This is a genomic window from Pseudomonas anatoliensis (genome assembly GCF_017976235.1).
Taxonomy (GTDB): Bacteria; Pseudomonadota; Gammaproteobacteria; order Pseudomonadales; family Pseudomonadaceae; genus Aquipseudomonas; species Aquipseudomonas anatoliensis.
On sequence record NZ_JACVHC010000003.1, the window covers coordinates 730,093 to 754,239 of the forward strand.

The window sequence follows — 24,147 nt, forward strand, 5'->3', positions numbered from 1 at the left end:
CAGGTTAGCAAGCGGGAGCCTCGCGGCTCCCGCTGCGGCTTACCAGGTTTGGGTGGCCTTGAACTTCTCGATACCGGCTTTCATGCCAGCGTCGATTTCGTCATTGAAGTCACCTTTAACGTTGATCTTGGCCATCAAATCGGCGTGATCGCGGTTGAAGTAAGCAATCAGCGCTTGTTCGAAGCTGCCGATCTTGGCGATTTCAATGTCAGTCAGGAACCCACGCTCAGCGGCATACAGCGACAGCGCCATGTCAGCGATCGACATTGGTGCGTATTGCTTCTGCTTCATCAGCTCGGTAACGCGCTGACCATGCTCAAGTTGCTTACGGGTCGCTTCGTCCAGGTCAGAAGCGAACTGGGCGAATGCCGCCAGTTCACGGTACTGAGCCAGAGCGGTACGGATACCACCGGAGAGCTTCTTGATGATCTTGGTCTGAGCGGCACCACCCACACGGGATACCGAAACACCGGCGTTCACTGCAGGGCGGATGCCCGAGTTGAACATGGCCGATTCCAGGAAGATCTGACCGTCGGTGATCGAGATCACGTTGGTCGGAACGAACGCGGAAACGTCGCCAGCCTGGGTTTCGATGATCGGCAGTGCGGTCAGGGAACCGGTTTTGCCGGTCACTGCGCCGTTGGTGAACTTCTCTACGTATTCTTCCGAAACGCGGGATGCGCGCTCCAGCAGACGGGAGTGGAGATAGAACACGTCGCCTGGGTAAGCTTCACGGCCTGGTGGACGGCGCAGCAGCAGGGAAATCTGGCGGTAAGCCACTGCTTGCTTGGACAGATCGTCATAAACGATCAGCGCGTCTTCACCGCGGTCGCGGAAGAATTCACCCATGGTGCAACCGGAGTACGGTGCCAGGAACTGCAGCGCAGGAGATTCCGAAGCACTGGCAGCCACGATGATCGTGTTGGCCAGGGCGCCGTTCTCTTCCAGCTTGCGAACCACGTTGGCGATGGTCGATTGTTTCTGACCGATCGCTACGTAGACGCAGAAAATGCCGCTGTCTTTCTGATTGATGATCGCGTCGATCGCCAGAGCGGTTTTACCGATCTGACGGTCACCGATGATCAGCTCACGCTGGCCACGGCCGACAGGAATCATGGCATCGACAGCCTTGTAGCCAGTCTGTACAGGCTGGTCTACCGACTTACGCCAGATCACGCCTGGAGCAACTTTCTCGACCGCGTCGGTCTGAGTGTTGCCCAGTGGACCCTTGCCATCAACAGGGTTACCCAGTGCGTCGACCACGCGACCCAGCAGTTCCTTACCAACAGGAACCTCGAGGATGCGGCCGGTGCACTTGGCGCTCATGCCTTCGGCAAGAGACTGGTAAGCGCCCAATACAACGGCACCTACGGAGTCTTGCTCCAGGTTGAGGGCCATACCGTAGACGCCGCCCGGAAACTCGATCATCTCGCCGTACATTACGTCGGCCAGACCGTGAATCCGCACGATGCCGTCAGATACGCTGACGACAGTGCCTTCGTTACGGGCTTGGGAGGTCACATCGAGCTTGTCGATGCGGCCCTTGATAATTTCACTTATTTCGGAAGGATTGAGTTGCTGCATTGCTCTGCTGCCCCTTCAAACTCAAGATTTCAATGCTTCGGCAAGTTTCGCGATTTTGCCGCGAATCGAGCCATCGATAACCAGGTCGCCGGCGCGGATGACAACACCCCCAATAAGGGCTTTATCTTCCTCGACTTGCAGGCGCACTTCCCGGTTGAGTCGTGCACTGAGAACCTTGGCGAGTTTGTCTTGCTGTTCTTGGTTCAATGCAAAAGCACTGGTCACTTCAACGTCTACCGACTTCTCTTGCTCGGCCTTGTACAGGTCGAAAAGAGCGGCTATCTCCGGCAGAAGCGGGAGACGGTCGTTTTCGGCAACGACATTGATGAAGTTCTGTGCCTTTGCATCAAACTTGTCGCCGCACACGTCAATAAACGTGGCGGCCTTTTCTGCGCTCGTCAGTCGCGGGGCCTTGAGCACGCGCTGCATGGTGTCGTCTTGCGACACCGCTGCAGCCAGGCCGAGCATGGCTGACCAATTGGCCAGTTGCTGGTGGGCCTGAGCGTGCTCGAAGGCCGCCTTAGCGTAAGGTCGGGCCAACGTGGTCAGTTCTGCCATGATCGCCCTCGCTTAGATTTCAGCAGCCAGTTGGTTAACCAGCTCTGCGTGCGCGTTTTGATCGATTGTGGCACCCAGGATCTTCTCGGCGCCGCCGACAGCCAGCAAACCCACTTGGGCGCGCAGCTTGTCTTTGACACTGTTCAGTTCCTGTTCGATCTCGGCTTGAGCCTGAACCTTCACACGGTCAGCGTCGACACGGGCCTTTTCAACGGCCTCTTCGACAATCTGGTTACCGCGTTTCTTGGCTTGCTCGATGATTTCAGCTGCCTGAGCTTTCGCTTCGCGCAGTTGCTGACCCGCTTTTTCTTGGGCCAACTCCAGGTCGCGAGCTGCACGGCTGGCAGCGTCCAGACCATCAGCGATCTTCTTTTGACGTTCGTGCAGAGCAGCAATGACCGGAGGCCAAACATACTTCATGCAGAACAGTACAAAAATCAGGAACGCAACGGACTGGCCAATCAGGGTCGCATTAATGTTCACGCCAACACCTCGCAGTTACGTTGTCCATCACATCAAATTACTCGGAAGAATCCGGGTAATTAGCCAGCGATCTGACCAACGAACGGGTTCGCAAAGGTGAAGAACAGAGCGATACCAACACCGATCATGGTTACGGCGTCGAGCAGACCGGCAACGATGAACATTTTAACTTGCAGCATTGGAACCATTTCTGGCTGACGCGCTGCGCCTTCCAGGAACTTGCCGCCCAGCAGGCCGAAACCAATTGCGGTACCCAGTGCGCCCAGGCCGATCAACAGTGCAACAGCGATAGCGGTTAGACCAACTACAGTTTCCATCTTTCCTCCCGACTTTTACGTCGTATGGTTTAGGTTTTTTAGATTAAAGCGGTAAAACAAATCGTTTCAGGTGCCCTGTGAAGAGCCCCTTCCCGTTTGACCGGGAAGGACATCAGACTAGTCGAGACTGGCCTTAATGGTTTTCTTCGTGCGCCATCGACAGGTAGACGATGGTCAGCATCATGAAGATGAACGCCTGCAGCGTGATGATCAGGATGTGGAACACAGCCCACGCCCACTGCAGAACAACGCCCAGGCCGCTCAGCCAGAGCAGACCGCTGCCGAACATCACAGCGATCAGAATGAACACCAGCTCGCCGGCATACATGTTGCCGAACAGACGCAGAGCCAGAGAGATCGGTTTAGCGATCAGGGTCACGAATTCCAGCAGGAAGTTCACCGGGATCAGCAGGGCTTGAACGAAGATGTTCTTGCTGCCGAACGGGTGCAGGGTCAGTTCGCCGATGAAGCCGCCGATGCCCTTGACCTTGATGCTATAGAAAATGATCAGTGCGAAAACCGACAACGCCATGCCCAGAGTCGCGTTCGGGTCGGTAGTCGACACGGCGCGGAACGGGATGTGAGGGTCACCGGAGATCAGGATGGCCAACTGAGGAATCCAGTCGACCGGTATCAGGTCGACGGCGTTCATCAGGAACACCCAGACGAAGATGGTCAGTGCCAACGGTGCAATCACCGGGCTACGGCCATGGAAGCTGTCTTTCACGCTGCCATCGACGAATTCGACCAATACTTCAACGAAGTTCTGCAAAGCACCTGGCTGACCCGAAGTCGCCTTCTTTGCCGCCATGCGGAAAAGAAGAACGAAGATCAGACCCAACGCGACCGACCAGCCGAGAGTATCGACGTGGAAAGCCCAGAAGCCCATTTCCTTGGCTTCTGCTGCGGTGTGGGCAAAGCCCCAGCCGCCGTTAGGTAGCTGACCGAAGGTCAGATTCTGCAAGTGGTGCTGGATATAGCCCGAAGCGGTTGTTTCTGCCATGGTTGCCTCAAACGCCCTAAGGTCTCGAAAGTCTTGTTCTCATCAGCAGGGGAGCGAACCAGCTGACCGACTGAGTCAGCACGAACACGCCGAATACTGCTATCGGCGCCAGTGGCTTCACACCTGCAAACACCAGTGCAAAAAGCACTGCTGTCAAAATCAGTTTGCCTGCCTCGCCGGCATAAAATGACCGGACGATGGACTGGGCTGCTCGGGCGCCGGAAAACCGAAATGCCTTATGAGCGAAATATACATTGGGCAGCAAGGCTATCAGGCCTCCGCAAAGTCCCGAGTATCCGGCAACGACTCCGTGCCATTGCCAGAGCGCCAAAGCGGCAATGAGCAAAATGACAAATTGAGCCATTAACACCGGAAAAACCGCCAGGCGATGGAACGGCAGGCGGTTTGGCTTGCGGGTTTCCATCACGTTTGCTCTCCAATGGTCGGCTGCCAGAATTCAATAACTTGGCATAATTTGTGCCGACAAAATGCGCGCAGAGTATAGGGGCGGTTCTGCCCCTATTCAACTGTCAGGTAGTGATTTCCGACTGCCCGCTACATGAGGAAATGTTTCAGCGGATGTGAGCGAGCACACCTTGAAGCTCATCGAGGGAGTTGTAACCGATCACCAACTGCCCCTTTCCCTTCTTCCCGTGGCGAATCTGCACCGCAGAGCCTAGGCGCTCGGCCAGACGCTGTTCGAGCCGGGCAATATCCGGGTCGGGTTTGGTCGCTTCCACAGGCTCCGGTTTGCCACTCAACCACTGGCGAACCAGTGCTTCAGTCTGGCGCACGGTGAGACCTCGTGCGACAACATGTCGCGCCCCTTCGACCTGTTGATTGTCCGGCAGACCGAGCAAAGCACGGGCATGACCCATTTCCAGGTCGCCGTGAGACAGCATGGTCTTGATGACTTCCGGCAGCGCAATAAGCCGCAACAAGTTAGCCACAGTCACGCGGGACTTACCCACAGCCTCGGCAACTTGTTGCTGAGTCAGCTGGAATTCCTGCTGCAAGCGTTGCAGGGCGACCGCTTCCTCGATCGGGTTGAGGTCTTCGCGCTGAATGTTCTCGATCAGTGCGATAGCGATCGCCGTTTCATCCGGCACATCGCGGACCATCGCCGGGATGGTTTCCTGTCCGGCCTGCTGGCTGGCGCGCCAGCGGCGTTCACCCGCGATGATTTCGAAGCGGCCTTCACCAATCGGGCGAACCACGATCGGTTGCATCACGCCTTGTGCCTTGATCGACTGCGCCAGCTCTTCCAGCGCCTGCGGGTCCATGTCCCGACGAGGCTGGTATTTGCCGCGCTGGAGCAAGTCCAGCGGCAGGTGTTGCAGCTCACGCGTGTCAGCTTGCGCGGCTTGTTCTTCCAGCGAGCTGACAGTCGGACCACTCAGCAGTGCATCCAGTCCACGTCCGAGACCTCGTTTCTTGACGGCCATGGGGATTCCTTAAGTTGCCTGAGCGGCGGCAATGCGTGAATTTTTGCGCTGACGACGAACCATCTCGCCTGCCAGCGCCAGGTAGGCCAGCGCGCCGCGCGATTGCTTGTCGTACGCCAGAGCCGGCATGCCGTAGCTCGGCGCTTCGGCGAGGCGGATATTGCGCGGAATGACCGTGTCGTACAGTTGCTCGCCAAAGTGTTCCTTGAGCTGCGCCGAGACATCGTTCATCAGGCTCAGGCGCGGGTCGTACATGGTGCGCAACAAACCTTCGACTTTCAGATTCGGGTTAAGCAGCTCGGCGATACGCTTGATGTTATCCACAAGGTCGCTCAAACCTTCGAGCGCAAAGTACTCGCACTGCATGGGGATAATCACCCCGTCAGCGGCAACCAGTGCGTTCAGCGTGAGCATCGACAGCGATGGTGGGCAGTCGATCAGAATGTAATCGTAGTTTTCGCGGATCGGCGCCAGCGCGCTGCGCAGGCGGCTCTCCTTCATCTGCATTTCCAGCAGAACCACTTCAGCGGCTGTCAGGTCGCGGTTGGCCGGCAGCAGTTGATAACCGCCATGCTCGGAATAGTGCATGGCCTGAGCCAGATCGCATTCGCCGATCAGCAGGTCATAGACCGAGTTTTCCAGGCCGTGTTTATCCACACCGCTACCCATGGTGGCGTTGCCCTGTGGATCGAGATCGATCAACAGCACCCGGCGCTTGGTCGCGACCAGGGATGCTGCGAGGTTGATGCAGGTGGTGGTCTTGCCCACACCACCCTTTTGGTTCGCTATCGCGAATACCTTAGCCATTCTTGCTTGTGTTCCCAATCATGCCGTGCGGCGCAGTATCAGCAGATGGCGTTGGCCTTGGCAACCGGGTACGGCCAGGGCGTGTTCGCTATCGAGTTTGAAGTCTGCCGGCAATGCTACCAGCTCATCGGCCGGATGAACGCCCTTCATTGCCAGCCAGCGTGTATCGGCATCGCCGAGGTGGCGAGTCCAGTTGCTGAAGTTTTCCATGCTGCTGAACGCCCGGGAAATGATCCCGTTGAACGGCTCAGCAGGCTGGAAGGCTTCGACACGACTGTGGATAACTTGCAGGTTATCCAGTTTCAGTTCGAGTTTGACCTGAGTCAGGAAGCGGGTTTTTTTGCCGTTACTGTCCAGACAGGTCACTTGCGAGTCCGGATACAGGATCGCCAACGGGATCCCCGGCATACCGCCGCCACTGCCGACGTCGAGCCAGCGGCCGTTTTCGATGAACGACATCACGCTCAGGCTATCGAGCAAGTGACGCGACACCATTTCGTCCGGATCGCGCACAGCCGTGAGGTTGTAGGCCTGGTTCCATTTGATCAACAAGGCCAGATAACCCAACAGCAATTCGTGCTGGGTTTCAGTGAGATTGATCCCGAGCTCACGGGCTCCTGTGGATAACTCTTCGGCGTGTTGCGAAGTGACCTTAGAACTCAAGCGCTTTGCTCCAACTGACGGCCCGCGCCGCGTTTTTTCAAATGAATCATCAACAGCGAAATCGCTGCCGGGGTCACGCCCGGGATCCGTGAAGCCTGACCCAGCGTCTCTGGACGAGTGGCGCCGAGCTTGCTCTGGATCTCCTTGGAGAGACCGGAAATGTTGGTGTAGTCGATATCCACAGGCAGTTTCGTGTCTTCGCTGGCGCGCAGACGAGCGATTTCGTCCTGTTGACGGTCAATGTAACCGGCGTATTTGGTCTTGATCTCGACCTGTTCGGCGACCTGTGGATCTTCGGCGCCGTGCCCGGTCACTTCGACCAGACCAGCGTAGTCGATTTCCGGGCGACTCAAGAGGTTGAGCAAGTTGTATTCGTGGGTCAGCGGCGTACCGAATTTTTCTGCGATGGCATCGCCCTGTTGCGTGCCCGGGCGGACCCAGGTGCTTTTCAGGCGCTGCTCTTCGAGTTCGATGCTTTCACGTTTCTTGCAGAAGGCCGCCCAACGCGCGTCATCGACCAGACCCAGCTCGCGACCTTTTTCGGTCAGGCGCAGGTCGGCGTTGTCCTCGCGCAGGATCAGGCGGTACTCGGCACGGGAAGTGAACATGCGGTACGGCTCTTGGGTACCCAGGGTGATCAGGTCGTCGACCAGAACCCCGATGTACGCCTCATCGCGGCGCGGGCACCAGGCTTCTTTGCCCTTCGCACGCAGTGCGGCGTTGGCCCCGGCCAGCAAACCCTGAGCACCAGCTTCTTCGTAACCGGTGGTGCCGTTGATCTGCCCGGCGAAGAACAGACCGCCGATGACTTTGGTTTCCAGGCTGTACTTCAAGTCACGCGGATCGAAGTAGTCGTACTCGATCGCATAACCGGGACGCACGATGTGCGCGTTTTCCATGCCGCGAATCGATTGCACGATTTGCAATTGCACGTCGAACGGCAAGCTTGTGGATATCCCGTTCGGGTACAGCTCATGGGTGGTCAAACCTTCCGGTTCGATAAACACCTGATGGCTTTCCTTGTCGGCAAAGCGGTGAATCTTGTCTTCGATCGACGGGCAATAACGCGGGCCTATGCCTTCGATCTCGCCGGCAGCGGAATACATCGGCGAACGGTCGAGGTTCGCGGCAATGATTTCGTGGGTACGGGCGTTGGTGTGGGTGATCCAGCAGCTGACTTGCCGCGGATGCTGTTCCTTGTTGCCCATGAACGACATCACCGGGATCGGCGTATCGCCCGGTTGCTCGGCCATCATCGAGAAATCCACAGACCGGCCATCGATACGCGGCGGTGTGCCGGTTTTCAATCGACCCACACGCAGCGGCATTTCACGCAGACGGTGTGCCAGAGCAATCGACGGCGGATCACCGGCACGACCGCCGGAGAAATTCTGCAAACCGATGTGGATAAGTCCACCGAGGAAGGTGCCAGTGGTCAACACCACGGAATCGGCAAAGAAACGCAGACCCATCTGGGTGACAACACCGCGTACCTGTTCCTGTTCTACGATCAGGTCATCGGCAGCTTGTTGAAATATCCACAGGTTCGGCTGATTTTCCAGAATTTCGCGGACAGCCGCTTTGTACAAAACCCGGTCGGCTTGCGCACGAGTTGCCCGTACGGCTGGGCCTTTGCGGCTGTTCAATACGCGAAACTGGATGCCGCCCTTATCGGTAGCCATGGCCATCGCGCCGCCTAGGGCGTCGATTTCCTTGACCAGATGGCTTTTGCCAATGCCACCGATAGCGGGGTTGCAGCTCATGGCGCCGAGGGTTTCCACGTTATGCGTCAGCAACAGGGTTTTTGCCCCCATACGTGCTGACGCCAGTGCTGCCTCGGTACCGGCATGACCGCCGCCGATGACGATCACTTCAAAACGGGAAGGGAAATCCACCACGCACCTCGTGCCTGCTTAAGTAGGTAATTCAGGAATAGTTTGAGATCAGGTTCTGGACCTGGTCGACAAGTATAGGGACTTCGCCCTGCCTAAAGAACCCTCTGAACAAAAATTAACCAGCTGTGGAGAACTCGAGCTTAAAAGAATAAAAAAGAAAGAAATTTATAAAACCTTTGTTTTAATGCTTATTCTTACTGAGCACGTTTTCTGTGGATAGATCTCTACAGGCCTTATTATTCAATGTGTACAGAGATTTAAAACCCTGTGACCATGTGGCCATGAGCGGCTTGGATAACCGGTTTAAGCCTGTGGATGAAAGGGGTGGTTATCCACAGAGCGAGTTATATCCAGTTTTCAGGCCCTGTTATCAACTGACCTCAGTGGCAGTTATTCACAGGGCTTAATCCACAGAAATCTGATGAATGAGCAAATTGCGCGCAGGGGAAATTCGCTCAGGGAGCATCAATCTGCCCGGCACTTCTGGAATCAATTCAATGATGAGGGAAGCAGACGGGCCGCGAATGGGCCCGCCTGTAAACAGCAGGAAGGTTATTTACCGATGCAGAAGCTGGAAAAGATTCGTCCGAGCAGATCATCGGAGCTGAATGCACCAGTAATTTCACCCAGGGAGTGCTGGGCCTGACGCAAATCTTCAGCCAGCAATTCACCAGCCCCGGCCAGCGTCAATTGCGCGCGACCGTGTTCCAGCGCCGCACTCGCGTGGCGCAAGGCTTCAAGATGACGGCGACGGGCGCTGAAGCTACTTTCTGAGGTTTGCTCGTAGCCCATGCAGGCCTTGAGATGTTCACGCAGCAATTCCAGGCCTTCGCCTGCAGATTTGGCGCTCAGGCTGATGGTCACATGGCCGTCGTCGCTTGTTTCCAGAGCAATTGCTTCGCCTGTCAGATCAGCTTTATTGCGGATCAACGTGACTTTCGCCGGATCTGGGCGGATCTCGAGAAATTCCGGCCACAAGGCAAACGGGTCCAACGCTTCAGGCGCCGACGCATCTACGACCAACAGCACCCGATCCGCTTCAGAAATGGCTTTCAATGCGCGTTCGACGCCGATCTTTTCCACCTGATCGTCGGTATCGCGCAGACCTGCGGTATCCACAACGTGCAGAGGCATACCGTCGATGTGGATATGTTCGCGCAGAATATCCCGTGTGGTACCGGCAATCTCGGTCACGATCGCTGCCTCACGGCCCGCCAAGGCATTCAGCAGGCTGGACTTGCCGGCATTGGGACGGCCGGCAATCACCACGGTCATACCATCGCGAAGCAAGGCACCCTGGCCGGCTTCGCGCAGTACTGTGGATAATTCCTCACGCACTTTGTCGAGCATGCTCAGTACGTGGCCATCGGCAAGGAAGTCGATTTCTTCTTCCGGGAAGTCGATGGCGGCCTCAACGTAGATACGCAGGCTTATCAGCTGTTCGGTAAGGTTATGCACACGCTGGGAGAATGCGCCTTGCAATGAACGAAGGGCATTGCGCGCGGCCTGTGCAGAACTGGCCTCGATCAGGTCGGCAATCGCCTCGGCCTGGGCCAGGTCGAGTTTGTCATTGAGAAACGCGCGTTCGCTGAATTCACCCGGGCGAGCCAAACGACAGCCCAGCTCCAGGCAACGCTTAAGCAACATGTCCAGAACGATCGGGCCGCCGTGGCCCTGCAATTCCAGCACGTCTTCCCCGGTAAATGAGTTCGGCCCGGGAAAATACAGCGCAAGACCTTCGTCGAGCACTTGCTGGTCATCACTGAAAAACGGGCCGTAATGGGCATAACGCGGTTTCAGTTCGCGGCCGGCGATAGCATTGGCCGCAACACTGGCCAGCGGACCGGAAATTCGGACGATGCCCACACCGCCGCGACCTTGAGCGGTGGCGACAGCTGCAATGGTTTCACGAGGTGCGCTCATAAACCGTAATCCAGACAAAAGTGGCAGATAGCAAAACGCCCCACTAGGGGGCGTTTTGAGTGGTGTTATCCACAGAGCAAGTTACGCCTCGGCTTTTTTCGCAGCCGCTTCGATCTTACGCGTGATGTACCACTGTTGTGCAATCGACAGGCAGTTGTTCACTACCCAGTACAGCACCAGACCAGCCGGGAACCACAGGAAGAAGAAGGTGAAGATGATTGGCATCATTTTCATGACCTTCGCCTGCATCGGATCCGGAGGAGTCGGGTTCAGCTGCTGCTGGATGAACATGGTTGCGCCCATGATGATCGGCAGAATGAAGAACGGATCCTTGATCGACAGGTCAGTGATCCACAGCATGAACGGCGCTTGGCGCATTTCCACGCTTTCCAGCAGAACCCAGTACAGCGAAAGGAAAACCGGCATCTGCACGAGGATCGGCAAGCAGCCGCCCAGCGGATTGATCTTCTCTTTCTTGTACAGCTCCATCATGGCTTGCGACATTTTCTGCCGGTCATCGCCATGTTGCTCTTTCAGTGCAGCCAGTTTCGGCGCAACGGCACGCATGCGCGCCATCGATTTGTAGCTGGCAGCCGACAGAGGGAAGAAAATACCCTTGATCAGCATGGTCAGGAAGATGATCGACCAGCCCCAGTTACCAACGATCGCGTGGATGTGTTGCAGCAGCCAGAAAATCGGCTGGGCAATGAACCACAGGATGCCGTAGTCGACAGTCAGTTCCAGACCTGGGGACAACTCTTTCAGCACGGCCTGGCTTTTCGGACCGGCGTACAGAACAGCACTGGTTTCAACTTTGGCACCTGGTGCAGCGGTCATTGTTGGACCGGTGTAACCGATGATGTAGTTGCCTTTGCTGTCTTTACGGGTCTGGACGATGTTGTTTTCGCCCTTCGCCGGAATCCACGCGGTCACGAAGTAGTGTTGCAGCCAGGCTACCCAACCACCGGTGACGGTTTCCTTGAGTTGCGCCTTGTCCATGTCCTTCATGGACACTTTCTTGTACGGCTCCGAACTTGTCCACAGGGCAGCGCCCAGGTAAGTCGCGGTGCCGGTAGCAGTTGTGGACGAAGGATCGCCACTGTCGTCGCGCTTCAACTGAGCGAACATCGCGCCATTCCAGGACTGAGCGCTCTGGTTATCCACAATGTAGGAAACGGTTACGTCATACAGGCCGCGTTTCACTGTGAAACGCTTGATGTAATTGACGCCGTCCTTGCTGAACTTCAGATCAACGACCAGTTGGTCCTGACCGTCAGCCAGTTGATAAGTCTTCTTCTCGGCGGAGTAGACAGGGCGCCCAGCCGGATTTGCGTCCGGGCCATTGGTACCGATCAGACCGCTTTGCGCCAGATAAATACGTTCGCCGCCGTTGTCGAACAGCTGGAACGGAACGTCTGGACGATCCTGACGACGCGGATACAGAGGCAAGGTCAGTTGAGCAACGTCACCACCTTGTGGATCGATCGCGAGATCGAGCACGTCGGTTTTGATCTGGATCAGATCCTTGCTGGCAGCCACCGGAGTTTCAGCTGGTGCGCTGGTATCGCTAGCGGAGCGCGGAATATCGTCACTGGCGGCAGCATTATTGCCAGTGGCGGTGTCCGGCAAACCGGATGTAGTCGTACTGGAAGCAACATTCTGAGTCGGCAGGGCAGCCTGGCCATAGTCCTGGTTCCATTTAAGAACCATAACGTAGGACACGATTGCCAGGGCGACGATCAGGATCGTGCGTTTGATATCCATGATTACTCGGCCATCGAAGAAGAACGGGAGGTAGGGATAGGTGGAACCGGGTCATAACCACCGGGATTCCACGGATGACAGCGACCTAAACGACGAAAGGTCAGCCAGCCACCGCGTAGAAGGCCATGATTTTCAATGGCTTCATACGCGTAGCAGGAACAACTGGGGTAGAAACGACAGTGGCTGGCCATCAAAGGACTAATGGCATAGCGATAAAACTGGATCGGAACGAGGGCCAGTTTACGCATCTGGACTGTCTACCCCTACAGTTTCGGTTTTGACTGCTGGAACTGGATTGTTACGGGCCAGACGCTTCCAGAGTTTGCCGAAATGCTGAATCAATTCGGGGTTTTCTACATCACCCAAACCTTTGCGCGCGACGATAACGATGTCCCAGCCGACCAGTGAATCCTGGTGCAGACGGAACGATTCGCGCATCAGACGTTTGAGGCGATTGCGCTCAACGGAGAGCTTTACGCTCTTTTTCCCGATAACCAACCCGAGACGGGGGTGATCAAGATCGTTGTTGCGCGCAAGGAGCAGGAGATTTTTCCCCGGAACCTTGCCGGTAGGGGAGTCAAAGACTGCCTTGAAATGCCGGGGGGTAAGCAGACGCTTTTCCCGACTGAAGTCCTGACTCACCTCCAGTACCGGATTATCAAACTGCCAGACGCGCACGACCTTTGGCGCGGCGACGCGACAGGACTGCGCGACCGTTCTTGGTAGCCATGCGAGCACGGAAGCCGTGAGTACGAGCGCGTTTGATGGTGCTTGGTTGGAAAGTACGTTTCATGTCGTGTTACCTGGTTCGTCCACAACGGGCCGGAATGGCCCCCGTTTTAAGAGACCGGGGATTCTAGAGAAAGCAAGCCTTCAGGTCAATTTCCAACCAACGTTTCCTTATAAATAGATCTCAGGACCTTCTTTGGCTGAAAGCCTGTTCGCCTTACATAAAATTAAAGAAGGGAATTATTTAAAGCTTTTCTGTAAAGCTTATAAAAGCTAGGGACGCGATCTGCTGTGGATAACTACCTCTAGGCCATGTCTGACATGATGTACAGAGAATGACAACTACAGTGGAAAACCGTGTTCAGCCTGTGCTGCACTGTCGGATAACCTGTGTGTGGAATGGGCTGTTATCCACAGGCAGGTTATCCACCGAGTTTAGCCCCCACTTGTCCAATGCCCTTAGAGGCGGTTATCCACAGAGCTTATTCACACACCGTTGGTCGCCTTTTTTCCGGTTAACGCAGCGATAAATCATGGATTCGGGGCAACCTGCATGTGGATAAGTGGACGGCCCGCCGCTACAATGGCCGCTTGTTTTTGCCTCACCGGCTTTCAACTTAGGGGATATCCGTGTCAGTGGAACTTTGGCAGCAGTGCGTGGAGCTTTTGCGCGAGGAGCTGCCTGCCCAACAATTCAACACCTGGATCCGTCCACTACAGGTCGAAGCCGAAGGCGACGAGTTGCGCGTCTATGCACCGAACCGTTTTGTGCTGGACTGGGTCAACGAAAAGTACCTTGGGCGCGTCCTCGAACTGCTGGATGAGCACGGCAACGGTATGGCGCCGGCGCTTTCCTTATTAATAGGTAGCAAACGCAGCTCGGCTCCGCGTGCGGCCCCGAATGCCCCGTTAGCCGCTGCGCAAGCGTCTCTGGCCCATGCCAACAACGCACCGGCAAGCGTGCCAGCGCCGGCCCCGGCGCCAACTTCGGCGAAGCGTTCGACGCAGAGAACTGCTGAAGTCAGCGAAGAGCCTTCTCGCGACAGCTTCGACCCGATGGCCGGTGCAGCGTCGCAGCAGGCTCCCGTTCGCGCCGAACAGCGCACTGTGCAGGTTGAAGGTGCGCTCAAGCACACCAGTTACCTGAACCGCACGTTCACCTTTGAAAACTTCGTCGAAGGTAAATCCAACCAGCTCGCCCGCGCGGCGGCCTGGCAAGTGGCGGACAACCCAAAGCATGGCTACAACCCACTCTTCCTATATGGTGGCGTTGGCTTGGGTAAAACTCACTTGATGCACGCGGTGGGTAACCATCTATTAAAGAAGAACCCGAATGCCAAGGTCGTATACCTGCATTCCGAGCGTTTCGTGGCCGACATGGTCAAGGCGCTGCAACTGAACGCCATCAACGAGTTCAAGCGCTTCTACCGTTCGGTGGATGCCTTGCTGATCGACGACATTCAGTTCTTTGCCCGGAAGGAACGTTCCCAGGAAGAGTTTTTCCACACCTTCAACGCCCTGCTTGAAGGTGGCCAGCAGGTCATTCTCACCAGTGACCGCTACCCGAAAGAAATCGAAGGCCTTGAAGAACGCCTGAAATCCCGTTTTGGCTGGGGCCTGACCGTTGCCGTCGAGCCGCCGGAACTGGAAACCCGCGTAGCAATCCTGATGAAGAAGGCCGACCAGGCCAAAGTCGATTTGCCGCACGATGCAGCGTTCTTCATTGCCCAGCGCATTCGCTCCAACGTCCGTGAGCTGGAAGGCGCGCTGAAACGCGTGATTGCCCACTCGCACTTCATGGGCCGCGACATCACCATCGAGCTGATTCGCGAATCCCTGAAAGACCTGTTGGCGTTGCAAGACAAACTGGTCTCTGTGGATAACATTCAGCGTACCGTCGCCGAGTACTACAAGATCAAGATTTCCGATCTGCTGTCCAAGCGCCGTTCGCGCTCGGTGGCACGTCCGCGTCAGGTCGCCATGGCGCTGTCCAAAGAACTGACCAACCACAGCCTGCCGGAAATCGGTGATGTGTTTGGCGGCCGCGACCACACGACTGTTTTGCACGCCTGCCGCAAGATCAACGAACTTAAGGAATCCGACGCGGACATCCGCGAGGACTACAAGAACCTGCTGCGTACACTGACCACTTGATGAACACCAGCGCAGCTTATTAAGGCAAGGGACTAGACCATGCATTTCACCATTCAACGCGAAGCCCTGTTGAAACCCCTGCAACTGGTCGCAGGCGTCGTTGAGCGCCGACAGACCTTGCCGGTACTCTCTAACGTGCTATTGGTTGTCGAAGGCCAGCAATTGTCGCTGACCGGTACCGACCTGGAAGTCGAACTGGTCGGTCGTGTGCAACTTGAAGAGCCGGCTGAAACAGGTTCCATCACCGTGCCTGCGCGCAAGCTGATGGATATCTGCAAGAGCCTGCCCAACGATGCGCTGATCGACATCAAAGTCGACGAGCAGAAGCTGGTGGTGAAGGCTGGCCGTAGCCGCTTCACCCTGTCGACCCTGCCTGCCAATGATTTCCCGACTGTAGAAGAAGGCCCGGGCTCGCTGACCTGCAGCCTGGAGCAGAGCAGACTGCGTCGTTTGATCGAACGCACCAGCTTCGCCATGGCCCAACAGGACGTGCGTTATTACCTCAACGGTATGCTGCTGGAAGTCTCCGAAGGCATCATCCGCGCAGTGGCCACCGATGGTCACCGTCTGGCGATGTGCTCGATGAAGGCCGATATCGGTCAGCCGGATCGCCACCAGGTGATCGTGCCGCGCAAAGGTATTCTCGAACTGGCTCGTCTGCTCACTGAGCCGGACGGCATTGTCAGCATCGTCTTGGGTCAGCATCACATTCGCGCCACCACGGGTGAATTCACCTTCACCTCGAAATTGGTCGACGGCAAGTTCCCGGACTACGAGCGCGTTCTGCCGAAGGGCGGCGACAAGCTGGTGCTGGGCGATCGTCAGGCGCTGCGTGAAGCGTTCAGCCGTACCGCGATTCTGTCCAACGAGAAATACCGCGGTATCCGTCTGCAACTGGCCAGTGGTCAGTTGAAGATCCAGGCCAACAACCCGGAGCAGGAAGAAGCGGAAGAAGAAGTGGGCGTTGAATACAACGGCGGCTCTCTGGAGATCGGCTTCAACGTGAGCTACTTGCTCGACGTGCTGGGCGTGATGACCACCGAGCAGGTTCGTCTGATCCTGTCCGACTCCAACAGCAGTGCGCTGGTGCAAGAGTCCGACAACGACGATTCGGCTTACGTTGTCATGCCGATGCGCCTGTAAACAGCTGATCCTGGATGTCCTTAAGTCGTGTTTCGGTCACCGCGGTGCGTAATCTGCACCCGGTGACCTTCTCCCCCTCCCCCCGCATCAACATCCTTTACGGCGCCAACGGCAGCGGCAAAACCAGTGTTCTGGAAGCCATTCACCTGCTGGGGCTTGCCCGTTCGTTTCGTAGCACGCGGCTGTTGCCAGTCATCCAGTACGAGCAACTTGCCTGCACCGTGTTCGGTCAGGTCGAATTGGCCGAGGGTGGCCACAGTGCTTTGGGAATATCGCGCGACCGTCAGGGCGAGTTCCAGATCCGCATCGACGGCCAGAATGCCCGTAGCGCGGCGCAACTTGCGGAAATCCTGCCGCTGCAGCTGATCAACCCGGACAGCTTCCGCTTGCTGGAAGGCGCGCCGAAGATTCGCCGGCAGTTTCTCGATTGGGGCGTGTTCCACGTCGAGCCACGGTTCATGGCCACTTGGCAGCGCTTGCAGAAGGCCCTGCGCCAGAGAAACTCTTGGCTGCGGCATGGTACACTTGACGCCGTTTCACAAGCGGTTTGGGACAGGGAACTGTGCCAGGCCAGCGCTGAAATCGATGAATACCGCCGCGCTTACATCAAAGCCTTGAAACCAGTCTTTGAACAAACCTTGAGCGAACTGGTTGAGCTCGAAGGTTTGACGCTCAGCTATTACCGAGGTTGGGACAAAGACCGGGAGTTGAGTGCCGTACTTGCTGGGTCCCTGCAACGTGATCAGCAGATCGGCCATACCCAGGCTGGGCCACAACGAGCTGATTTGCGTCTTAGATTGGGTGCACACAACGCCGCGGACATTTTGTCCCGGGGTCAGCAGAAGTTGGTGGTCTGTGCATTGCGGATTGCCCAAGGGCATCTGGTGAGCCAGGCCCGTCGCGGTCAGTGTATTTATCTGGTGGATGACTTGCCGTCCGAGCTGGACGAGAACCACCGTCGCGCGCTGTGCCGCTTGTTGGAAGACTTACGCTGCCAGGTTTTTATTACCTGTGTAGATCACGAATTATTGAGGGAAGGCTGGCAGACGGAAACGCCAGTCGCTTTGTTCCACGTGGAACAGGGCCGTATCACCCAGACCCACGACCATCGGGAGTGAAGGCATTGAGCGAAGAAAATACGTACGACTCAACGAGCATTAAAGTGCTGAAAGGCCTGGATGCCGTACGCAAACGTCCCGGTATGTACATTGGTGACACCGACGATGGCAGCGGTCTGCACCACATGGTGTTCGAAGTGGTCGACAACTCGATCGACGAAGCCCTCGCCGGCCACTGCGATGACATCAGCATCATCATCCACCCGGATGAGTCCATCACCGTTCGCGACAACGGCCGTGGCATCCCGGTAGACGTGCATAAAGAGGAAGGCGTTTCCGCCGCCGAGGTCATCATGACCGTCCTCCACGCTGGCGGTAAGTTCGACGACAACTCCTACAAGGTATCCGGCGGTCTGCACGGTGTAGGTGTTTCCGTAGTGAACGCACTGTCTGAAGAGCTGATCCTGACCGTTCGCCGCAGCGGCAAGATCTGGGAACAGACTTACGTGCACGGTGTTCCGCAAGAACCGATGAAAATCGTTGGCGACAGCGAAACCACGGGTACGCAGATTCACTTCCGCCCTTCCGATGAAACCTTCAAGAACATTCACTTTAGCTGGGACATCCTGGCCAAGCGCATTCGTGAACTGTCCTTCCTCAACTCCGGTGTCGGCATCGTCCTTAAAGACGAGCGCAGCGGCAAGGAAGAGCTGTTCAAATACGAAGGTGGCCTGCGTGCGTTCGTTGAATACCTGAACACCAACAAGACTCCGGTCAATCAGGTGTTCCACTTCAACATCCAGCGTGAAGACGGCATCGGCGTAGAAATCGCCCTGCAGTGGAACGACAGCTTCAACGAGAACCTGTTGTGCTTCACCAACAACATTCCGCAGCGCGACGGCGGCACTCACCTGGTGGGCTTCCGTTCCGCACTGACGCGTAACCTGAACACCTACATCGAAGCTGAAGGCCTGGCGAAGAAGCACAAAGTCGCCACCACGGGTGACGATGCGCGTGAAGGCCTGACCGCGATCATTTCGGTGAAAGTGCCGGATCCGAAGTTCAGCTCCCAGACCAAAGACAAGCTGGTCTCTTCCGAAGTGAAGACCGCCGTCGAACAGGAAATGGGCAAATACTTCTCCGACTTCCTGCTGGAAAACCCGAACGAAGCCAAGCTCGTTGTCGGCAAGATGATCGATGCAGCACGTGCCCGTGAAGCAGCGCGCAAGGCCCGCGAGATGACCCGCCGCAAAGGCGCGCTGGACATCGCCGGCCTGCCGGGCAAACTGGCCGACTGCCAGGAAAAAGACCCGGCGCTGTCTGAACTGTACCTCGTGGAAGGTGACTCCGCGGGCGGCTCTGCCAAGCAGGGACGTAACCGCAGGACCCAGGCCATCCTGCCGTTGAAGGGTAAGATCCTCAACGTCGAGAAGGCGCGCTTTGACAAGATGATCTCTTCCCAGGAAGTGGGCACCTTGATCACCGCGCTTGGCTGCGGCATCGGTCGCGACGAGTACAACATCGACAAGTTGCGCTATCACAACATCATCATCATGACCGATGCTGACGTCGACGGTTCGCACATCCGTACTTTGCTGCTGACCTTCTTCTTCCGTCAGTTGCCGGAGTTGATCGAGCGTGGCTACATCTACATCGCTCAGCCGCCGCTGTACAAGGTCAAGAAAGGCAAGCAAGAGCAATACATCAAAGACGACGACGCCATGGAAGAGTACATGACGCAGTCGGCCCTGGAAGATGCGAGCCTGCACCTGAACGAAGAAGCGCCAGGCATTTCCGGCCCGGCGCTGGAACGTCTGGTGAATGACTTCCGCATGGTGATGAAGACTCTCAAGCGTCTGTCGCGCCTGTACCCACAGGAACTGACCGAGCACTTCATCTACCTGCCGGCCGTCAGCCTTGAAAAACTCGGCGACCATGCTGCGATGCAAGACTGGCTGGCTCAGTACGAAGTCCGTCTGCGTACCGTCGAGAAGTCCGGTCTGGTCTACAAGGCCAGCCTGCGTGAAGATCGTGAACGTGGCGTGTGGCTGCCAGAGGTCGAATTGATCTCCCACGGCCTGTCGAACTACGTGACGTTCAACCGCGACTTCTTCGGCAGTAACGACTACAAAACTGTCGTCACCCTCGGCGCTCAACTGAGCACCCTGCTCGACGACGGCGCATACATCCAGCGTGGCGAACGCAAGAAAGCGGTCACCGAGTTCAAGGAAGCCCTGGACTGGCTGATGGCCGAAAGCACCAAGCGCCACACCATCCAGCGATACAAAGGTCTGGGCGAAATGAACCCGGATCAGCTGTGGGAAACCACCATGGACCCAAGCTCGCGTCGCATGCTGAAGGTCACCATCGAAGACGCCATTGGCGCGGACCAGATCTTCAACACCCTGATGGGTGATGCGGTCGAACCTCGCCGTGAGTTCATCGAGAGCAATGCTTTGGCGGTATCCAACCTGGATTTCTGATCCCGGTCGGCACCAACAAAAAAGGCCAACGCATTTGCGTTGGCCTTTTTTTGTTGGCAGGTCAAAAGATCGCAGCCTTCGGCAGCTCCTACATTGATATCTTTATCTTGTGTAGGAGCTGCCGAAGGCTGCGATCCTTTGATCTTTATACTTGTGCCGTCGCCACACTTTCCAGCCGATACCCATACCCATAAATGGTCAACAACTGCCAGCCGCGATCCGCTGTCAGCCCCAGTTTGTTACGCAGTCGATAGATGTGCGTGTCCAAGGGACGTGACGAGGCGACTTCTTCATGGGGCCAGAAGCGCTCATACAGATAATCCCGCGACAGCGGTCGGCCGAGGTTGCTGAACAGGCATCGTGCGAGGCGGTATTCGCGTTCGGTCATGACGATCGGTTTGCCCTCACGGGTGACCGTCAGCTCGGCATCGTCGAACTTCAAATCATTGAAGCTCAGCACTTCGTTCGCTGCGCTGCGTGGCTGGCTGTGGCGGCGCAATACTGCGGCGACTCGGGCTTTCAGTTCATTGGGCCGGAACGGTTTGCTGACGTAATCGTCGGCGCCAGCATTCAGGGCCTGGACGATATCGCTCTCGCCGTCACGGCTGGTAAGCATGATCGCCGCTGGTGGCGCCTCCATGTGTTCACGGGTCCAGCGCAACAAGGCCAGCCCGGTGAGGTCGGGCAGTTGCCAGTCGAGAATCAGCAGGTCGAAGGTTTCCCGGCGCAACTGTCGCAGCAGGTCTTCACCGCGTTCGAAGCTATGTAGCGACCAAGGCTGTTCTCCGGGTTCGGCCATTTGCTGCAGGGTCTGCTCGACCCGGCGCAGTTCGGCAGGTTCGTCGTCCAGTATCGCAACGCGCATACGCGGTGGTTCCTTGTTGCTGGGGCAGTTGGCCGTCAACCATAGTCGCTCGGCGATTCTCAGGAAAGTAAGCGGCCCGCCGTTGGTCGACGTCCGCTATGATTCTTCGGGTCAAGTATCAGACCTGTGACCTATGAAACTATTCACCACCCCCTGCCCTTTTTCCCATGAATGACCGCAGACGGCATGAAAGCCGCGAGCCAAGCCAGGTGCAGCGACTGTTTCGCCAGTTGGTGCGCGAGTGGTTGTGGATAAGTCTAGTGCTGTTGCCGCTGACTGCGCTGTTATCTTATCGAGCGCAGGTCAATCTGAATGACGCATCCCCGGGCCTTGGTGCATTACTCTCGGTGGGCCTCGTGGCTTGTGTTCTTGGGCTGCTGTTGTGGCGTCCTCGCCTGGCCCTTTGGATGACGCTGATCGGTATGGCCTGCGTGCTGCTGACCAGCGCCGGACTGGCGGAAATCCGCGAGTGGTGGTCGCCGACGCCAGCGGTGCTGGGGATGTTGTTCGGCTATCTGATCTGGAACTGGCGGCGCCTGAGTGTGGTGCTGACGTACTTCGGTTGGGAGCTGGCGCGGCTGGACAGCGAACCGAAAGTCTTTCCCGAACGCCGCCGCGCACAGTTCACCGGCGCTGATCACTTGCAGCGCCAGATCATGGCGCTCGAACAAGCCATGAGTCGTACCCGCGATACCCGGCGCTTTATCGCTGACGGGCTGGAATATTTACCCGTCGCCACGCTCATCAGCGACCCCAAGGGTCAGATCCTTTTGGGCAATCGCAAGGCTCGCGAGCTGTTCGATCATGCTTTGGTGGGTGACGACGTTCTCGATCAGCTGGCGCTGCTCGGATATCCAGAGTTGTCCACAGCCCCGCGTCCTCTGTTATCCGCACTGCCGTTGCTGGAATTTCGCGATCACAAGGAGCGCAGCCTGCGCCTTGAGCGTGCTGCGCTGCTGCCGGTGGACGGTGACACGCCAATCGGCTGGCTGCTGAGTTTGACCGACCTGAGTGCCGAGCGCGCCGCCGAGGAACAACGCGGCGTTTTGTTGCGCTTCCTCTCGCATGATTTGCGTGCCCCCCATTCGGCGATTCTTGCGTTGCTCGATGTGCATCGTCATCAGGCCGGAGCCGATGCGCCATTGTTCGAACAAATAGAGCGTCAGGTTCGCCGGGCTCTGGATCTGACCGACGGCTTTGTGTTGCTGGCGCGGGCTGAATCCGAGGCGTATCAGTTCCAGCCGACGTTGTTCGGGATGCTGGTGCTGGATGTGCTCGATCAGGCCTTGCCGATCGCTCAGCAGAAACGCATCGAACTGCTGCACGACATGGACGAGCAGTCCCAGGAACGGCTGGTGTCTGCTGACCAAGGCTTGCTGACCCGTGCGTTGTTCAATCTGCTGGAAAACGCCATCAAGTACAGCCCGGCTGACACCACGATTCAGTTGCGCGTCACGTGTCAGGACGATTGGCTGCGCTGCGAGCTGATTGATCGGGGCAAAGGCATTGCTGCCGCGGAACTGCCCGACCTGTTCAGCCAATACCGGCGCTTTTCTTCGGCTCAGGGCATTGATGGCGTTGGCCTGGGCCTGTCGATGGTTAAAGCCGTGGTCGATCACCATGGCGGCAGAATCGAATGCCGCAGTGTGGTCGATCAAGGCACGACGTTCAGGCTTGAGTTGCCGCTGTTCGTTGAATGAACAGGCACAAAAAAACCGGCTATATCAGCCGGTTTTTTTACATCCAAAAAAAACTTATGCACCTTTTACGGTGTTTTATGATCTTGAGAAATATATAAGTAAATCAGTAAGTTATATCTAATATTCAAGCTTTTTCAACAAAAGCGTACACAGGTTATCCACAAAATCTCAGACAGCGATCTGGTCACTTGCAGCGGGTGCCTGTGGCGCGGGTGGCAATGAACCCATTTCCCGTTGCGTCTGCTCGTTCCAGGCTTGCACCCGGTCATTCAACGCTGCAATGGCTCGCGGCCCAGTACCTTCGGCGTACATCGGTTCGCCAATGACCACAGTGATTACCCCAGACTTCTTCGCCCAACCGGTTTTTGGCCAGAATTTGCCAGCATTGTGTGCAATCGGCAGTACCGGAAGCTCGGCATTCACCGCCAAAGCGCTGCCACTGCGCGAGAATTTTCCGACAGTGCCGTAGGGCACGCGAGTGCCTTCCGGAAAGATCAGCACCCAGACATTGTCTTTGAGCAACTCATCACCTTTTGCCGCGACTTGCTTGAGCGCAGCTTTCGGGTTGTCGCGATCAATCGCGATCGGTCGCAGCATGGCCATTGCCCAGCCGAAGAACGGCACGAACAGCAATTCGCGCTTGAGCACCTGGCTCAAAGGCGAGAAATAAGCGGAGAGAAAAAACGTCTCCCAAGTGCTCTGGTGGTTCGACTGAATCACGCAGGGCCGGTCTGGCACGTTATCCGCGCCTTTGATTTCGTAACGGATACCGAGGAACACCTTGGTCAACCACAAGGCGCAACGGCACCAGTACACGTTGATAAAACGATAACGCGCCTTGAACGGCAAAAAGGGCGCGATGAAAAAGCTCAGGCTGCACCACAACAGAGACGTGGTGCCCAGCAGCAGGTAAAAGAGGAAGATTCTGATGGCCCGCAGTATCGACATGGCGACGTTTACCGTTACGGGGCAATGCCCGTCTGTTCAAGCGCACTCCCGATCAATCCCTGGTCAGGAATTTCAGAAGTACTCTAGTTGTGGATAAGTTCTGCGGCAATCGCCGCGAGATCGTCAAAAATCAGAGTGCCAACCGGCAGGGTTTTGCCCTGAGTCTTTTCGCCTTTTCCGGTCTTTACCAAAACTGGCTGTGAATCGACGGCTTTGGCAGCCTCCAGGTCACCAAGGCTGTCGCCGACGAACCAGACATTGGTCAGCGGCACGTTGTAATGCTGCGCAATGGTTTTCAACATGCCCGGTTTCGGTTTGCGACAATCGCAACCCTCGTCCGGCCCATGCGGACAGTACACGATCAGCCCGACTTCACCGCCCTGCTCCGCCACCAATGCGCGCAAACGCGCGTGCATGGCGTCGAGGGTGGCGAGGTCGTAGTAGCCGCGAGCAATGCCCGACTGGTTGGTGGCAATCGCCACCGTCCAGCCGGCCTTGCTCAACTGCGCAATCGCTTCGATCGAGCCGGGCAAAGGAATCCACTCCTCCACCGACTTGATGTAAGCGTCGGAGTCGTAATTGATCACTCCGTCCCGATCGAGAATCAGCAGTTTCAACAGCAATC

At 56.8% G+C, this 24,147-nt stretch carries 23 protein-coding genes; 5 read left to right on the forward strand and 18 right to left on the reverse strand.

The features are described 5' to 3' along the window. Positions 1 to 39 precede the first annotated feature (39 nt). From atpA to rpmH, 15 genes are all read right to left on the reverse strand, one after another. Positions 40 to 1,584 (reverse strand): F0F1 ATP synthase subunit alpha, encoded by a 1,545-nt coding sequence (gene atpA, locus ICA16_RS12855; RefSeq protein ID WP_042556892.1) that lies wholly within the window; start codon positions 1,582 to 1,584, stop codon positions 40 to 42. A gap of 21 nt (positions 1,585 to 1,605) precedes the next feature. Then, positions 1,606 to 2,142 carry a F0F1 ATP synthase subunit delta gene (locus tag ICA16_RS12860; RefSeq protein ID WP_053125286.1) on the reverse strand — a complete coding sequence of 179 codons (537 nt, stop codon included), beginning with the start codon at positions 2,140 to 2,142 and terminating at the stop codon, positions 1,606 to 1,608. Between the two features lie 12 nt (positions 2,143 to 2,154). Next, positions 2,155 to 2,625, reverse strand: coding sequence for a F0F1 ATP synthase subunit B (locus ICA16_RS12865; protein ID WP_003229781.1), 471 nt, complete (start codon positions 2,623 to 2,625; stop codon positions 2,155 to 2,157). 59 nt (positions 2,626 to 2,684) lie between these two features. Beyond that, complete coding sequence (atpE, locus tag ICA16_RS12870; protein WP_003097235.1) at positions 2,685 to 2,942, reverse strand: F0F1 ATP synthase subunit C; 258 nt, start codon at positions 2,940 to 2,942, stop codon at positions 2,685 to 2,687. A gap of 133 nt (positions 2,943 to 3,075) precedes the next feature. After that, positions 3,076 to 3,945, reverse strand: a complete 870-nt coding sequence (gene atpB, locus ICA16_RS12875) for a F0F1 ATP synthase subunit A (protein WP_042556894.1) — start codon at positions 3,943 to 3,945, stop codon at positions 3,076 to 3,078. Between the two features lie 16 nt (positions 3,946 to 3,961). Then, positions 3,962 to 4,369: a F0F1 ATP synthase subunit I gene (locus ICA16_RS12880; RefSeq protein ID WP_008084411.1), complete on the reverse strand. Its 408-nt coding sequence runs from the start codon at positions 4,367 to 4,369 to the stop codon at positions 3,962 to 3,964. A gap of 148 nt (positions 4,370 to 4,517) precedes the next feature. Beyond that, a complete protein-coding gene (locus ICA16_RS12885) occupies positions 4,518 to 5,390 on the reverse strand; it encodes a ParB/RepB/Spo0J family partition protein (protein ID WP_210700743.1) in 873 nt (290 codons plus the stop codon). Positions 5,391 to 5,399: 9 nt separating this feature from the next. After that, positions 5,400 to 6,197: a ParA family protein gene (locus ICA16_RS12890; RefSeq protein ID WP_007911909.1), complete on the reverse strand. Its 798-nt coding sequence runs from the start codon at positions 6,195 to 6,197 to the stop codon at positions 5,400 to 5,402. A gap of 18 nt (positions 6,198 to 6,215) precedes the next feature. Further along, positions 6,216 to 6,860, reverse strand: a complete 645-nt coding sequence (rsmG, locus tag ICA16_RS12895; protein WP_150616966.1) for a 16S rRNA (guanine(527)-N(7))-methyltransferase RsmG — start codon at positions 6,858 to 6,860, stop codon at positions 6,216 to 6,218. Further along, positions 6,857 to 8,755 carry a tRNA uridine-5-carboxymethylaminomethyl(34) synthesis enzyme MnmG gene (gene mnmG, locus ICA16_RS12900; RefSeq protein ID WP_150603655.1) on the reverse strand — a complete coding sequence of 633 codons (1,899 nt, stop codon included), beginning with the start codon at positions 8,753 to 8,755 and terminating at the stop codon, positions 6,857 to 6,859. Before mnmG ends, rsmG begins: the two co-directional genes overlap by 4 nt. A 552-nt stretch (positions 8,756 to 9,307) precedes the next feature. Next, a complete protein-coding gene (mnmE, locus tag ICA16_RS12905; protein WP_210700744.1) occupies positions 9,308 to 10,678 on the reverse strand; it encodes a tRNA uridine-5-carboxymethylaminomethyl(34) synthesis GTPase MnmE in 1,371 nt (456 codons plus the stop codon). Between the two features lie 81 nt (positions 10,679 to 10,759). Continuing rightward, positions 10,760 to 12,442, reverse strand: coding sequence for a membrane protein insertase YidC (gene yidC, locus ICA16_RS12910; RefSeq protein WP_210700745.1), 1,683 nt, complete (start codon positions 12,440 to 12,442; stop codon positions 10,760 to 10,762). Between the two features lie 2 nt (positions 12,443 to 12,444). Then, on the reverse strand, positions 12,445 to 12,690 hold the full coding sequence (gene yidD / locus ICA16_RS12915) for a membrane protein insertion efficiency factor YidD (RefSeq protein WP_010465488.1): 246 nt from the start codon (positions 12,688 to 12,690) through the stop codon (positions 12,445 to 12,447). After that, entirely contained in the window at positions 12,683 to 13,084 is a 402-nt protein-coding gene (rnpA, locus tag ICA16_RS12920) for a ribonuclease P protein component (protein ID WP_042556900.1), read from the reverse strand. Before rnpA ends, yidD begins: the two co-directional genes overlap by 8 nt. A gap of 16 nt (positions 13,085 to 13,100) precedes the next feature. Then, positions 13,101 to 13,235, reverse strand: a complete 135-nt coding sequence (rpmH, locus tag ICA16_RS12925) for a 50S ribosomal protein L34 (RefSeq protein ID WP_003213577.1) — start codon at positions 13,233 to 13,235, stop codon at positions 13,101 to 13,103. 566 nt (positions 13,236 to 13,801) lie between these two features. On the opposite strand from rpmH, the gene dnaA reads away from it, so the two are divergent. From dnaA to gyrB, 4 genes are read left to right on the forward strand one after another with little or no spacing between them, the layout of a single operon-like run. Continuing rightward, positions 13,802 to 15,325: a chromosomal replication initiator protein DnaA gene (gene dnaA / locus ICA16_RS12930; RefSeq protein ID WP_150616969.1), complete on the forward strand. Its 1,524-nt coding sequence runs from the start codon at positions 13,802 to 13,804 to the stop codon at positions 15,323 to 15,325. 39 nt (positions 15,326 to 15,364) lie between these two features. Beyond that, positions 15,365 to 16,468: a DNA polymerase III subunit beta gene (gene dnaN, locus ICA16_RS12935; RefSeq protein ID WP_042556902.1), complete on the forward strand. Its 1,104-nt coding sequence runs from the start codon at positions 15,365 to 15,367 to the stop codon at positions 16,466 to 16,468. Positions 16,469 to 16,482: 14 nt separating this feature from the next. After that, the gene (gene recF, locus ICA16_RS12940; RefSeq protein ID WP_150595884.1) at positions 16,483 to 17,586 is read left to right on the forward strand and encodes a DNA replication/repair protein RecF; all 1,104 of its coding nucleotides are present in this window, start codon (positions 16,483 to 16,485) and stop codon (positions 17,584 to 17,586) included. A gap of 5 nt (positions 17,587 to 17,591) precedes the next feature. Beyond that, positions 17,592 to 20,009 (forward strand): DNA topoisomerase (ATP-hydrolyzing) subunit B, encoded by a 2,418-nt coding sequence (gene gyrB, locus ICA16_RS12945; protein WP_150603659.1) that lies wholly within the window; start codon positions 17,592 to 17,594, stop codon positions 20,007 to 20,009. A gap of 145 nt (positions 20,010 to 20,154) precedes the next feature. On the opposite strand, the gene ICA16_RS12950 is transcribed toward gyrB, so the two are convergent. Continuing rightward, positions 20,155 to 20,874 (reverse strand): response regulator transcription factor, encoded by a 720-nt coding sequence (locus ICA16_RS12950; protein ID WP_210700746.1) that lies wholly within the window; start codon positions 20,872 to 20,874, stop codon positions 20,155 to 20,157. A gap of 167 nt (positions 20,875 to 21,041) precedes the next feature. Between ICA16_RS12950 and ICA16_RS12955 the strand changes: the two genes are divergently transcribed. Next, positions 21,042 to 22,574: a sensor histidine kinase gene (locus tag ICA16_RS12955; RefSeq protein ID WP_210700747.1), complete on the forward strand. Its 1,533-nt coding sequence runs from the start codon at positions 21,042 to 21,044 to the stop codon at positions 22,572 to 22,574. Positions 22,575 to 22,742: 168 nt separating this feature from the next. Here the strand turns inward: ICA16_RS12955 and ICA16_RS12960 are convergent, their stop codons facing one another. Then, the gene (locus ICA16_RS12960) at positions 22,743 to 23,522 is read right to left on the reverse strand and encodes a lysophospholipid acyltransferase family protein (protein WP_150616972.1); all 780 of its coding nucleotides are present in this window, start codon (positions 23,520 to 23,522) and stop codon (positions 22,743 to 22,745) included. Between the two features lie 83 nt (positions 23,523 to 23,605). Beyond that, the gene (gene gmhB, locus ICA16_RS12965; protein WP_191626459.1) at positions 23,606 to 24,145 is read right to left on the reverse strand and encodes a D-glycero-beta-D-manno-heptose 1,7-bisphosphate 7-phosphatase; all 540 of its coding nucleotides are present in this window, start codon (positions 24,143 to 24,145) and stop codon (positions 23,606 to 23,608) included. Positions 24,146 to 24,147: the final 2 nt, after the last annotated feature.